The sequence below is a fragment of the Thalassospira sp. Z349TD_5 genome, assembly GCF_056173045.1.
Window position 1 is genome coordinate 2,045,574 of sequence record NZ_CM149654.1, and the last position, 13,794, is coordinate 2,059,367.

Sequence of the window (13,794 nt, forward strand, 5' to 3'; positions counted from 1 at the left end):
AGAAAGGTCAGGCAGTGTCGTCGGGACGGGCTTGGATTGCGTCTTCTGACATGATTTCCCATCGACCATTCTTGAAGCCTTCAAGCGGCTGGAAACGCATTTTATAGGACATTTTACGGCAATCAGAAATCCAGTAACCCAGATAAATATGAGGAAATTCAAACGCCTGTGCTTCTGCTATCAAGTCCAAAATGATGTAGGTCCCAAGACAGCGCTTATGCTCCTTGGGATCAAAAAAGCTATAAACCGCTGAAAGACCATCAGACAAATTATCAACCAGTGCGACGGCAATCAGGCTGCCATCCGGACGCCGGTATTCAAAGATGGATGTGTCAATCGTGCTGTCTTCGACCATCGCACGGTAATCACGCGCATCCATTCGTGCCATGTCACCATTGCCGTGGCGTGCATCCTGATAGGTGCTAAAAAGCTGAAACTGTTCCTGTGTGGCAGATGCGGGAACGATGCTGCGCACAATGTCGTCGTTCTTGGCTTGAATGCGGCGGAAAGAACGACCGGGTTTGAAGTCAGCACACGACACCCGAACTGGCACACAGGCGTTGCAATCGCTGCAGGCGGGAAGATACGCAATTGAATGACTGCGGCGGAATCCGGCACGTGACAGAAGATCATGAACACCATTGGCTTCTGGTCCACGCAATTCTGTCACCAGCTTGCGTTCAAAACGCCCGGGCAAATAGGGGCAGGGCATTGGGGCCGTCATGAAATAATGCTGGGTAAGTCGGCGCTGATTGACTGTCATTTAGCTTTTCTGTGTCCCGGTCACATTCAACCTTCTCTATTATATGAGATTAAGTGTTGTTTATGACAGTTTAAAGGGCTGAGACACAAAAGGACCGCGCAAACCCGGTTTGCGCAGCTGTTTTATGGCTGTGACGGGACGGAGAATGACGGACGTCGCACCGGGGCTGGTGATGTCCTTGGGGCAATATTTTCCCCCGACGTGCCCGTTGTTTCCCCACCTGTACCACTTTCCTGACCACCCTCAAGTGCGGTGCGTTCACCGGTACCGCGCAGCAACGTAATGCTGATGCGTCGGTTGCGCTCGTTATCAGGGGCTTCGGGCATCAGTGGATCGGTATCGGCAAGACCGGCAACTTTGGCAAAGCGGTCCGTATTCAGACCAAGATCTTCAAGGGTTCTGCGTGTTGCAAGTGCGCGTTCAGAGGAAAGTTCCCAGTTGGAATAACCGTCGGCGCGGTTAAACGGAACCGAGTCTGTATGGCCTTCAATTGCAACGTCTTGTGGTAGTTTTGCAATGATCTCAGCGACCTTTTGCAGAAGCTTTTTCGTATGTTCGGCCATCGAGGGGCTGCCGCTTGGGAACATTGCGGTGCCGTCTTCATCAAGCAGCTGGATGCGAAGGCCTTCATCGGTATCTTCAATGCGGATATTCTTCTCTAGCCCTTGGAGTTCTTCGCTGCTTTCGATGGCTTTGCGAAGTTCTTCTTGGGCTTCATTGAATTCCTGTTCTTCCATTTGGGCCACGCGAATGGCTTCGCGTTCATCGGGCGATTGTTGTGGTGGAATATCCATACTGACGGTTGGTGACCCAAATTCAGACCGCAACGCACCTTCTTCGGCAAGACTGGTACCGCCCAGCAAACCACCCGACCCAGAGTCGTTTTGTGAAATGGTTTCCGGGGTAAAATAGTTTGACACCCCCTGAAGCTGTTCTTCGGTGGCGCTAGAAAGCAGCCAGAGCAACAGGAAAAACGCCATCATTGCCGTCACGAAGTCGGCATAAGCAACCTTCCATGCGCCGCCATGGTGGCCGTGTCCACCTTTCTTGATTTTCTTTATGACGATATCAGGCATGCGTCGTATTTTTCCCTAAACCGGAACTTTACTATTCAAGAAAATCAAGCTGTTGGTGCATTTTGCAAGGCTTCATCAAGTTCTTTGAAACTTGGTCTTAGGCCATGCGGTAGGGATTTTCGCGCAAACTCAACCGAAACCTGGGGCGCATATCCCTGCATGTGTCCGATCAATGCGGCCTTGATACAGGTGTAATATTTTGCATCTGTATCAACGGTGTTCTTGATGATAGAAGCCGTCGGGGCGACAAACCCGTATGCGCCGAGAATACCAAGGAATGTCCCTACCAGTGCTGCCGCGATCAGACCACCAAGAATTTCAGGGGGTTCTGTCACGGAGCTCATGGTAACAATCACGCCCAGAACAGCAGCCACAATGCCAAGGGCAGGAAGCCCGTCGCCAACAGTCTGAACGGCATCGGAAACCGCGTGCTCTTCCTCGTGATGGGTTTCGAGTTCCTGATCGATGACAGCTTCAAGCTCATATGGATTGGTTGTGCCAAGGGTCAGTAGGCGAAGATAGTCACACATGAATTCCAGCGCGTGGTGATCTTTCGTCAGAATCGGAAAATTGGCAAAAAGGCTGGAACTTTCGGGATTTTCAACGTGGCTCTCAAGGGCCAGATCGCCCTTAGACTTTGCAAGTCGAAAAATTGCGTAAAGGCAGGTCAGAAGCTCGACATAGGCGACCTTCTTCTTGGGGCCCTTCATGGCACGTAACGTGTAGGAGAACGACCGTTTGACAACGTTTAGCGGATTGGCTGTCAAAAACGCACCAAATGCAGCCCCGAAAATAATCAGGACTTCAAGCGGTTGAACGAGAATGTCAAATGACCCGTGTGGTAAATAACCGCCCAGCACCGAGCCGAGTACTATGATATAACCGATTATCAGAAACACTATTTTTCCCCGTTCCGCCGATATCGATACCGGATTAATTCACGATACATTTATCTGGCCCCAAGCTGTTTTTTGCATCCAGATAAGACGCAAGCCCCATCTATATGGTCCTATTAACTTTTAATGTTATTAATATCGCGTTTAAATCTGCTGCGAGATAGGTTTGACAGCGCGAAGATTAATCGCCATTTTCCCTTTGCCCTGAGCAAGGGCCGTTAGATTATATGTTTAGTCAGCAAGAGCATTCTTCAATATGTCATTCTCTCCGCGCGATTTTCGTGACTGTCTGGGTCAGTTCGCAACAGGTGTTGCTGTTGTGACGACACGCGCACTGGATGGAACCAAAGCAGGTATCACCATCAACAGTTTTGCCTCCGTGTCGCTTGAACCGGCCTTGGTCCTGTTTTCTGTCGATTGCCGGGCGGCGACACATGACATGTTTGCAGGCGAATGCACCCGGTTTTGCATCAATATCCTGCGTCAGGAACAGCAAACCCTGTCTGATCTTTTTTCTTCACCCGGTCAGAATGATTGGGATGGTGTGACCTATCGCGATGATTGTCACGGTGTTCCGTGTCTTAGCGACAGCCTTGCAACATTTTCCTGCAAACGCCACGCGATCCATGATGGTGGGGATCACAGCATCATTGTGGGGCAAGTTCAGGAAATCGACTTGGGCAAAACTGGTAATCCGCTTTTGTATTATGGCGGGCGTTACCGCGGACTTGATTGCTAACAGCACCAAACACCAAAGTTAGAAAAAACGGGCCGCAGCGAAATGCTTGCGGCCGTTTTTTTATTTTGTGTGAAGGTGTTGATCAATCAAGCGATGTGTTGCCAAGCAGTCTTCCGCCAAACCCGGCGTCAATCAGGCGTGCAATGACCTGTTCTGCATGTACGGTGTCGCGGACCTCAAGAACCATATCAACGTCAGTCTGTTTGGCCGGAACATCATAGAAATGACGCTGGTGATAGACTTCAATAATGTTGGCTTCTTCTTCACCGATCAGCGTGCTGATGGTTGCCAATGCACCCGGGACATCAGGGATTTCAATGCGAACGCGCACAAGGCGGCCTTGACGGGCCATGCCGCGCATCAGGACCTGTGCCAGAAGGCGGGTGTCTATATTACCGCCACTTATGATCAGGCAGACCTTTTTGCCCTTAAACCGTTCGGGATGGTCGAGCAGGGCGGCAAGTGGGGCTGCCCCGGCACCTTCGACAACGCTTTTTTCGATTTCAATCAGCATCTGGATGGCACGTTCGATTGAGCTTTCCTCAACCAGAACCACGTCATCCAGTTTTTCCTTACAGATTTCAAGCGTCAGGCCGCCGGGTTGCTTAACTGCAATGCCCTCGGCAATTGTAACGCCACCGCCAGTGAACTCCTGATCTGTCATGCCTTCAAGCATCGACGGATATAACTTTGTTTCGACACCGATGATTTCGATGTCGGGTCGGCGCGCCTTAATCGCGGTTGAAATACCCGACGCAAGGCCACCGCCGCCAATCGGAACGACAATGGTGTCGATGTCGGCACTTTCATTGAGAATCTCAAGCCCGACAGTGCCCTGTCCGGCGATGATATGCGGGTCATCAAACGGATGCACAAAGGTCAGACCGCGTTCTTTCTGGATTTTGCCTGCAGCTTCAAGGCTTTCGGCAAATACATTACCGATCAGGACAACTTCGGCGCCATGAGATCGCGTGTGATGTACTTTGGTGAACGGGGTATTTTTGGGCATCACGATGGTTGCCGGAATGCCAAGTCGTTTGGCGTTATAGGCCACACCCTGTGCGTGGTTGCCCGCCGAGACGGCAATAACGCCTTTTTCGCGTTCTTGCGGCGTCAGGCTTGCCAGTTTGACATAGGCGCCGCGTTCTTTGAAGGACGCGGTGTATTGTTGGTTTTCAAGCTTAAGATAAACTTCTGCCTGACAAATATTTGAAAGCGTTAAGGACTTTACCAAAGGTGTTTTGGCAACGATGCCCTCTAACAGTCCAGCTGCACGGACGATATCGTGATAGGAAACAGCCATAATTTCCATGCTCCTGCGGCCACCATCAAGCTTGATGTGGTGGCAATATTATCATGTAACGGGTGATAAACGGGTTTAAACCGGTCCTGTCATTCGCGAATGACAGGGTTCACATTCGCAGGTCGGAAATCCCGATAATCATGGCCATCGCACCAGCACGAAGCGTCGGACGGGAATGCGATGCGGGGATGTCATTGTATAAAGACATTGCCATGTTCTTTCAGGTTTATGGACGTATGTTCGAGCGCAGCTTTGCGGATTAGTTGCCTAAGGTCAAGGGCCGCAAAAGAAAAACCGGGTTGCAAAAGATGCAACCCGGCAAGGTTAAACGCCTGGCATAGGGTTGGTTTGGCGTTATTCCATGTTCAGAATGATGGTTTTCTTGTAGGTAAAATGTTCAAGCATGCTTTCAAGCGAGGCTTCCTTGCCCAGCCCGGAAAGCTTGATCCCGCCATATGACAGGTTGGGTTGAACAACAAGGTTCTGGTTGACCTGAACAAAGCCCGCTTCAAGGCGCTTGGTTGCCGTCAGTGCGGTTTTAAGATCGGTTGTCCATACGGTTGCTGCCAAGCCAAAATCACTATCGTTGGCAAGCTCAAGTGCCTCTTCAAAGGTTTTGAACTTAAACACGCATGCCACCGGGCCAAAGATTTCTTCGCGGGCGACGCGGGCGTTCGGATCAACATCGGTAAAGATCACCGGGCGCACAAACGTGCCATCGGTCAGTGCACTATCGGTTGGAAGGGCGCTTAGTTCATGCTTGGTCGCACCTTCTTTTTCACCGATGTCGATGTAACTCCGTACCTTGTCGAACTGCTTGCGGTTGATGATGGTGCCGATGTCGGTTTCTTCGTCAAGCGGATCCCCCATTTTAAGGGCATTGACCTTGTCAATCAGTTGCTTAACAAACGCATCATGAAGTTTTTCATGAACAAGAATACGCGATGATGCCGTACAGCTTTGCCCCTGACGGGTAAAGCGCATCCCACCAACAGCACCGGCAATTGCCTTATCAAGGTCGGCATCGTCCATCACGATCATTGGTGATTTACCGCCGAGCTCAAGGGTGACCGGGATCAGTTTTTCAGCCGCAGCTTTGTAAACCGTGCGGCCGGTTTCGACAGAGCCGGTGAAGGATACTTTTTTGACGTCCTTATGTTCGACCAGTGGTCCACCACAGGACGGGCCAAAGCCAGACAGGATGTTCAGAACGCCCTTGGGCAGGATTTCCTGCATGATCTGACAGACGCGCAAAGCCGCAAGCGGGGTGTCTTCGGCCGATTTTACGACAACTGCGTTGCCAGCAACCAGTGCCGGTGCGACTTTGATCGCCATCAAAAGAAGCGGCACGTTCCAGGGAATGATCGCACCGACAACACCAACCGGTTCACGGGTGGTCAAGGTCATCATGTTGGGATTAAATGGGACGGTTTCGCCCTTAAGTTCGGAAGCCAACCCACCAAAAAAGACAAACATATCGGCAAGAACCGATGCCTCGACCCGGCTTTCGGTGCGCAGTGCCTTGCCCGATTCAAGGGCAATCAAACGACCCAGTTCTTCGGTGTGCGACATCAGCACACGACCACATTCGACAACCAGCTTTCCGCGTTCACGTGCAGGGCGTTCTGCCCAGTGTTTTTGCGCTTTCTTAGCTACGCCAACGGCAATTGCCACGTCCTGGGCATCACCGTCTGCGGCCTGACCAATGACCTTGCCGGTTGCAGGGTTTAAGACATCAAAATTTTTGCCGCTTTGGGATGCAACGAGTTCTCCATTGATCAGGTGGCGGCCAGAAAGTTCGCGTGCAAGGCTGCTGGGATCAAGGATCGGGTCGATGGGCATTTCAGGCTCCCTGTATGTTGGTGTGCTGTGGCGCAGAAAAGCGTAAATCACACGATATTGGTTATTTGGTATTGTTTTACCAATTTATCGGTGGGCGTTTGGAATATCAAGATCAATTCGCCGGTTGGGGCATGACAGCGCCCAAAAGGGCTGCTACCCTTATGTTTATAAATGGCCAGCCCGGCGATAATGCGTGTCTGGGCGCCAGTTACCCGTGAACGATGGAGTTTACATGCCGCGTCATTTCGATACGACGTTCGATGTTGTTAAGGAACTTAAGCCGTCCTATCCGGTCTATTGTCTCAGGCCCAATATCCTTCGAGAAACAGCGCAGCGCTTTGTCGATATGTTCCCTGGTGACGTTCTTTATGCGGTGAAATGTAATCCGCATCCCGAAGTCATGCGCTATCTGCATGAAGGTGGGGTGAGGCATTTTGATACGGCCTCGCCAGATGAAATTGCATTGGTGCGCCGCCAGTTCCCCGGTATGAAGTCCTACTTCATGCACCCGGTTAAAAGCCGCGATGGCATTCGCAGTGCGCACCGGGTCTTTGGCATTGATCACTATGTGATTGATACCGAAGATGAACTTAAAAAAATCCGCGAAGAAACCGACGGCGACACCAATCTGAAAATCCATGTGCGTTTGGCGACCCCGCCAGCCGGTGCAATCTATAATCTATCGGCAAAGTTTGGCGCGCGCCCAATGGCTGCGGCCGAACTTCTTAAGCAGGTTGACGCATTGGGCTATGAGGCCGGGCTTTGCTTCCATGTTGGGTCGCAATGTACAACGGCAAACGGCTATCGCATTGCGATTGAGCTGATCCGCCAAGTTGTCGATTTCTCGGGTGTGAAGGTGAAACACATTGACGTTGGCGGCGGTTTCCCCGGCCAGTATATGAACCAGCGCGGTCCGGCACTTGAAGAAATCATGGATGAAATCAAGGACTGCATCCGATGGCTTGATATGCCTGAAACCACATTTATGTGCGAACCGGGCAGAGCCCTTGTTTCAAGCGGCGTGTCGCTGATTACTCAGGTGCAACTGCGCAAGGAAGATCAGCTTTTCATCAATGATGGTGTGTATGGCAGCCTGTCCGAAACCGTCACCGGTCAGTTACGTTATCCTGTGCGGCCTATGCGTCTTCAGGGTGAATTTGATCCTGAGGAAACGCTAGACTTCACCATCTATGGACCAACCTGCGACAATATGGATGTTCTGCCAGCAACCGTCAATTTGCCAGCAGATATTCGTGAAGGGGACTGGATCGAATTTGGTCATATTGGGGCCTATAGCAACGCACTTGCGACGAATTTCAATGGGTTCCACCCGGAAGTGCAAGTCACCGTCGGCGAGGCTTTCCCGTTTGTCGACGGCGAATTCCCGTATGTTGCGTAATCTTTCCGCCTAACGCATTTGGCATAAAACCAACCATTACGGTAAAATAGTACTTGTTTACCGATAATGGTTGGTTGCACTATGCTTCCCGCGAATATGACCGACAGCAGAAAGCTGTCGGTCCAATGATAATTCATCGGGGAAGCGTTACTGTGACCAACAGCCTTTTTATGCGTATTCGGGATCGGTTCCCGGCTGATTTGTCGTCAGTTTTGATCGAAACACCAGATGGCAAGACTTATAGCTATGGCGATGCGGATACGTATTCAGCCCGCATTGCCGGGCTTTTGATCTCACTGGGGGCCAAAAAGGGCGACCGGATCGCGGTTCAGGTCGATAAATCACCCGAAGCCCTGTTTTTGTATCTTGGATGTATTCGTGCCGGTCTTGTTTATTTGCCGCTCAACACGGCTTATCAGGCCGGTGAGTTGGCGTATTTCATGGGCAATGCATCGCCGGTGATCTTTGTTTGTCAGCCGCATCGTGAAGCAGAAGTCAGTGCGATTGCCGCAGAACAGGGTGTTAAATCTGTTTTGACCCTTGGCACGGAAGCGGACGGGACGCTGGTCTCCGGCGCAGCAGAGCAGGGCGATGATTTCGCACCCGTGGCCTGTGCTGATGATGACCTTGCCGCAATCCTTTACACGTCTGGCACAACCGGCAAGCCCAAGGGCGCGATGATGACCCAGATGAACCTGTGGTCCAATGCGTCAACACTCGAAACACTGTGGGGCTTTACTGGCGGTGATGTTTTGCTGCACGCCTTGCCGATCTTTCATACCCATGGTCTGTTCATTGCCTGCCACTGCGTGATGTTGTCGGGTTCAAAGATGTTCTTCCTGCCGAAGTTTGACCGCTATCAGGTGATGGCGCTTTTGCCGCGCAGTACTGTCATGATGGGGGTTCCGACCTTCTACGTCCGTTTGCTGTCCGAGGATGATTTTACTACCGATGTTAGCGCTAACATGCGGTTGTTTATTTCCGGTTCCGCCCCGTTGCTGCCCGAGACCTTTACCGCGTTTGAACAGCGCACCGGCAAGGCCTTGCTTGAACGCTATGGCATGACTGAAATGGGGATGGCGACGTCAAACCCGCTGGTTGGTGAACGCATTGTGCATACGGTTGGACCGGCATTACCCGATGTGGATGTGCGCGTTTGTGATGATGACGGCACGGTTTTGGCAACCGATGAGGTCGGTGTGCTTGAGGCCCGTGGTCCGAATGTGTTTGCCGGCTATTGGCAGATGCCCGAAAAAACGGCTGAGGAATTTCGCGATGATGGCTTCTTTATCACCGGTGACATCGCCAAGATCGATGCCAAGGGATATGTCCATATCGTCGGTCGGGCCAAGGACCTGGTGATTTCCGGCGGGTTTAACATCTATCCCAAGGAAATTGAAACGCTGATCGACAAAATGGATGGTGTTGTTGAGAGTGCTGTGATTGGTGTTGCCCATCCGGACTTTGGCGAGGCAGTCGTCGCAGTGATCGTACGTAGTAACGATGAATTGTCAGAAGACGATGTCATCGGTGCCATCAAGTCACAGTTGGCGAATTTCAAAGTGCCAAAACGGGTATTTTTTGTCGGCGAACTGCCCCGCAATGCGATGGGCAAGGTGCAGAAGAATATCCTGCGCGACGAACACAAGGCGCTATTTGCCAATTAGAACATTGATAGGCTCTGCGGGGTAGGTCATTCGTTTGGTCTATTGCAGCAGGCAGACAAAGAAAAACCCCGGCAAAACTGCCGGGGTTTTTTCGTCGGACGTTTCAGTCGTTGATTAACGACCGAAAGCAACGCGGTGTGCTACATCGTCGATCATGTCGCGGTTCAGACCGATGTCGGCAAGTTCGCGCGGATCAAGTTTACGCAGCGCAACCTGGGTCTGGTACTGAACGCGAAGAGCGCGGAGGAAAGCAAAAATTTTAGTTACGATCATTTCATCACCTATTTCAAACCGGCCGATTTTTCGGCGCCTGTTCAGATAACCGGCATGTTCTCACCGAAGGTATTCCGCGTGCGGAATAGTTAACTGGTTTGACGTGTCGGTTTGTTTACAATGTATCGAATGATCATCTGCTTGATGGCGCATTCACCAGTCGATACGTCCTATTCATTTCGTGAGGGCAATCTACGCTCGGCATTTGTGTAATTCCAATGCATTTTTTGCATGGCAGTCGTTTGGAAAGTGCAGAAAGTCACCAAATTGCAATGAATTGGCTTTAATTCTGTCATGGCACGATGCTTTTAGATGTTTTATTGCTATGCTTTCAGTGCATGGCTAACGAAATTGCTTAACGCGTCTTGGTTGTTTCGTCCGGAATGGCCTTGCATTGAAAAATTGGGATGTAAAAAGGTGGCTTAATCGGGTTGAATGGGCCCGCTATACGTTCCACACCCCATACGATCAGGAGAATCGAACATGAGCATCAATCGCCCCAGGCTCAATTTTGAGCAGGCAATCGAGGCCTATTTGCATTATGCGCCCCGTTTGCCAGAGGTGCGTGCTGATGCGGTGCCCCAAAAGACAGAATATGTTGAAAACCTTCTGTCGATTGCGGATCAGTTTGATTTGATCGTGTTTGATGCCTTTGGCGTGCTTAATAGCGGCCCGACAGCCATCGCCGGTGCGGTCGATACTGTTCGACGTTTGCAGGATATGGGCAAGAGCATCGCCGTTGTGACCAACGACGCATCGAGTTCTGCGGAGGCCATTCTGGCCCGTCATCGCAACCGCGGCTTTGATTTTGGTACCAGCAGTCTGATCAGCAGCCAGCAATTTGTCGCCCCGATGATGAATAGTCATGGCGACATTACGTATTGGGGGGCAATGGCGCCAAAAGATTGGCCGTTCCATGTGCTGCCTGACACTGTTGAACCGCTTGGCGAAGACCGCGCACTATATGATGCGGTCGGTGGTTTCCTTCTTATTGATTCTGAAAGCTGGTCTGACCCACAGCAGAACCTGCTTGAGCAAAGCCTGCGTGACAATCCACGCCCGATTTTGGTGGGTAACCCGGATATCTGCGCCCCGATGGGGGAATTCCTGTCGGTTGAGTCAGGTTATTTCGCGCATTTGGCCGCAGATGCCTGCGGCGTGATGCCGCAATGTGTTGGGAAACCGTATCATCACGTATTCGAAGAAGTCCTGCGGCGGCATCCGGATGTAAAGCGCGACCGTGTGCTGATGGTTGGCGATACGGTTCATACCGATGTGCTGGGCGGGCTTTCTGTCGGGATTAAGACCCTTTTGGTGCATCAGGGTGGTTTCCTTGATGGGCAGGATATCGAAGGCGTATTTTCCCGTGCCGGTCTTCGACCGCATTTCTGTGCCCGCGCGATTGGATTTGGCATCGATGACAACATCAAAACCGAAGTCGCCTGATCGAAGATCAACCACATAAACCATACAACAAAGGGCCTCTGGTGAGGCCCTTTGTTCCGTTCAATAATCTTTTAAGTCAGCTAATTACATTTGCAGATTAAAGCGCTTCGGCAACTTCGATTGCGCTGTAAGTCAGAATGCCCGATGCGCCGGCACGTTTGAAACACGACAGTGTTTCAATTGCGCAACCAAGATAATCCAGCCAGCCATTCGCCGCGGCCGCACGCAGCATGGCGTATTCACCCGACACCTGATAGGCAAAGACCGGAACGCCAAATTCCTGACGGACCCGATAAAGCACGTCAAGATAGGGCAAACCGGGTTTGACGATGACGGAGTCTGCACCTTCGTTCAAATCGTAAGCCACTTCGCGCATGGCTTCGTCGGTGTTGGCCGGGTCAAGCTGATAGGTTTTTTTGTCAGCCTTGCCCAGTGCGCTTGCCGATCCGATGGCATCGCGGAACGGTCCATAGAACGATGACGCGTATTTCGCGGCATAGGCCATGATCTGCACGTTTTTAAGGTTTTCACCCTCAAGCACGTCGCGAATGGCGCCGATGCGGCCATCCATCATGTCGGATGGGGCGACGACATCACAACCTGCCTGTGCCTGAACCAGTGCCTGACGGACCAGTGCCTCGGTGGTTTCATCATTCAGTATCTGACCATCGACCACGATACCGTCCTGACCATCGGCATTGAACGGATCAAGGGCGACATCGGTGATCACGCCAAGGTTAGGGCAGGCGTCCTTGATGGCCTTGGTTGCGCGACAGACAACATTGTCTTGGTTGTATGCTTCGCGCGCGTCCTTGGTTTTAAGGCTAACATCAATATAGGGAAACAGGGCAAGGGCCGGAATGCCAAGGCTTTGCGCATGTTTGGCCGTCTCGACCAGAACATCAATTGATTGACGTTCGACACCGGGCATGGATGGAATGGGCATGCGTTGATTGGAGCCATCCACAACAAACACCGGCAAGATCAGATCATGGGGTGTCAGCCGGGTTTCCGCGACCATTTTCCGCGACCAGTCGGACATGCGGTTGCGGCGCTGGCGGTTGCGGGGGAATGCGCCATAGGTATGGGATTTGGCCATGATCTGTTCTCTATTTTGTGGGCTGCTTTGTGGGGCTGTGTCACCGGCAGGACCGGCTGGTCAATTTATGCGGCAGAATGCACGCCGGATCAACCATTGCCCGCAATTTGCAAACGCCGACGCATGGTTAGCAGATAAACAGGAATGATCAGAGACAGGAAACTGGCGGTGACGATGAAGGCATTCACAAGCCCGAATACTTCGCCAATTGCACCAATAACCGGCGGCCCGGCCATGATGGCTGAATATCCCGTGGCCGCGATGATCGAAACAACCGTTCCACCGCCTTTGCTTGTGGCCTTTGAAGCGGCAGACAACAGCAATGGCAATATCACGGCAAGTCCCATCCCCGCGATGGCACATCCGATCCAGGCCACAACGAAATGCGCAGATAATGCGATGATGAATGTACCGAGGGATGCTAGGCATGAACTGGCCAAAAGAACCTGTGCTCGGCCAAATTTCATCACCAGCATGTCGCCCGACAATCGCGTTGCGGCCATGGCGCATGAGTAGATCGCAAATCCAACTGCCGCCATGGTAGGACCGGACGATAGTTCGCTGTTCATAAACACGGTCGCCCAGTCGGTAATCACACCTTCGCCAAATTGCCCGATGAAGGCACAGACCCCAAATGGCAACAAAAACACAATGAGCGGGCGCCGTTTGAGGTTTTGGGTGCTTTGGTTGGATTGCTGTACATCAGGTTGAGCTGTTTGAGTATGGACGGCGGCATCAGGGACGAGGCCCGCCTGCACGATCACATGTGCGACAAGGAAGATAGACAGCACGGTTGGCAAGTGCGCGGCGATGGGGATGGGCAGGGCAAACCACGCGGCCGCAACCCCGGCACCAGCAAAACCGCCGAGGCTCCAGAAGCCGTGTAGGCCCGACATGATGCTACGGCCCCGCAGGCGTTCCACATTCAGGCCGTTGGCATTCATCGCGACATCCAGAAACGCGCCAGAAAAGCCCAAGGCAAACATCGCAATCGTGATGCTGAGATAGGACGGCATGAATGCAGGAAGCCCAACAGCAATGAAATAGAATAAACCGGAATAGCGCACGACACGTTCACTGCCGAAACGGTCAGCCAGCCGTCCGGCAATTGGCATTACGGCCAAAACACCGATGGCCGCCGCCAGCAAAATACCGCCAAGGTCATTGTGACCAAGATCAAGACGTTCCTGAACCAGCGGGATGTGGGGAACCCAGCTTGAAAACGCAGCCCCATGCAAAAAGAAAATCGCGCGGACCCTGTTGTGGGCTTTGGTGTGATCGTGCATGTCGT

Annotated in this window: 12 protein-coding genes; 4 read left to right on the forward strand and 8 right to left on the reverse strand. The window is 52.0% G+C overall.

Annotated features, from left to right (window positions below; translation table 11 throughout):
- Positions 1-7: 7 nt before the first annotated feature.
- The 3 genes from AC0VXT_RS09245 to motA form a co-directional block, all read right to left on the reverse strand.
- A complete protein-coding gene (locus tag AC0VXT_RS09245) occupies positions 8-763 on the reverse strand; it encodes an arginyltransferase (protein WP_475548373.1) in 756 nt (251 codons plus the stop codon).
- Positions 764-885: 122 nt separating this feature from the next.
- The gene (locus AC0VXT_RS09250) at positions 886-1,839 is read right to left on the reverse strand and encodes a flagellar motor protein MotB (protein ID WP_475548374.1); all 954 of its coding nucleotides are present in this window, start codon (positions 1,837-1,839) and stop codon (positions 886-888) included.
- Positions 1,840-1,883: 44 nt separating this feature from the next.
- On the reverse strand, positions 1,884-2,738 hold the full coding sequence (motA, locus tag AC0VXT_RS09255; RefSeq protein ID WP_101300554.1) for a flagellar motor stator protein MotA: 855 nt from the start codon (positions 2,736-2,738) through the stop codon (positions 1,884-1,886).
- Between the two features lie 253 nt (positions 2,739-2,991).
- Here motA and AC0VXT_RS09260 point away from each other — a divergent pair, with 253 nt between their 5' ends.
- A complete protein-coding gene (locus tag AC0VXT_RS09260) occupies positions 2,992-3,474 on the forward strand; it encodes a flavin reductase family protein (protein WP_022732301.1) in 483 nt (160 codons plus the stop codon).
- An 82-nt stretch (positions 3,475-3,556) separates the two neighbouring features.
- Here the strand turns inward: AC0VXT_RS09260 and AC0VXT_RS09265 are convergent, their stop codons facing one another.
- Together AC0VXT_RS09265 and AC0VXT_RS09270 are read right to left on the reverse strand one after the other, a co-directional pair.
- Positions 3,557-4,777: a threonine ammonia-lyase gene (locus AC0VXT_RS09265; RefSeq protein WP_475548375.1), complete on the reverse strand. Its 1,221-nt coding sequence runs from the start codon at positions 4,775-4,777 to the stop codon at positions 3,557-3,559.
- Between the two features lie 354 nt (positions 4,778-5,131).
- Positions 5,132-6,619 carry an aldehyde dehydrogenase family protein gene (locus AC0VXT_RS09270; RefSeq protein WP_475548376.1) on the reverse strand — a complete coding sequence of 496 codons (1,488 nt, stop codon included), beginning with the start codon at positions 6,617-6,619 and terminating at the stop codon, positions 5,132-5,134.
- A 232-nt stretch (positions 6,620-6,851) separates the two neighbouring features.
- Here AC0VXT_RS09270 and AC0VXT_RS09275 point away from each other — a divergent pair, with 232 nt between their 5' ends.
- Both AC0VXT_RS09275 and AC0VXT_RS09280 read left to right on the forward strand, forming a co-directional pair.
- Positions 6,852-8,018, forward strand: coding sequence for a type III PLP-dependent enzyme (locus AC0VXT_RS09275; protein WP_475548377.1), 1,167 nt, complete (start codon positions 6,852-6,854; stop codon positions 8,016-8,018).
- Positions 8,019-8,170: 152 nt separating this feature from the next.
- A complete protein-coding gene (locus AC0VXT_RS09280) occupies positions 8,171-9,685 on the forward strand; it encodes a malonate--CoA ligase (RefSeq protein WP_475548378.1) in 1,515 nt (504 codons plus the stop codon).
- A 114-nt stretch (positions 9,686-9,799) separates the two neighbouring features.
- Here AC0VXT_RS09280 and AC0VXT_RS09285 read toward each other — a convergent pair whose 3' ends face one another.
- Positions 9,800-9,958, reverse strand: a complete 159-nt coding sequence (locus AC0VXT_RS09285) for a DUF1127 domain-containing protein (RefSeq protein WP_081649507.1) — start codon at positions 9,956-9,958, stop codon at positions 9,800-9,802.
- Positions 9,959-10,441: 483 nt separating this feature from the next.
- On the opposite strand from AC0VXT_RS09285, the gene AC0VXT_RS09290 reads away from it, so the two are divergent.
- A complete protein-coding gene (locus tag AC0VXT_RS09290) occupies positions 10,442-11,404 on the forward strand; it encodes an HAD-IIA family hydrolase (RefSeq protein ID WP_475548379.1) in 963 nt (320 codons plus the stop codon).
- 97 nt (positions 11,405-11,501) lie between these two features.
- On the opposite strand, the gene hemB is transcribed toward AC0VXT_RS09290, so the two are convergent.
- Complete coding sequence (gene hemB, locus AC0VXT_RS09295) at positions 11,502-12,503, reverse strand: porphobilinogen synthase (RefSeq protein ID WP_475548380.1); 1,002 nt, start codon at positions 12,501-12,503, stop codon at positions 11,502-11,504.
- Positions 12,504-12,592: 89 nt separating this feature from the next.
- A complete protein-coding gene (locus AC0VXT_RS09300; protein WP_475548381.1) occupies positions 12,593-13,789 on the reverse strand; it encodes an MFS transporter in 1,197 nt (398 codons plus the stop codon).
- Positions 13,790-13,794: the final 5 nt, after the last annotated feature.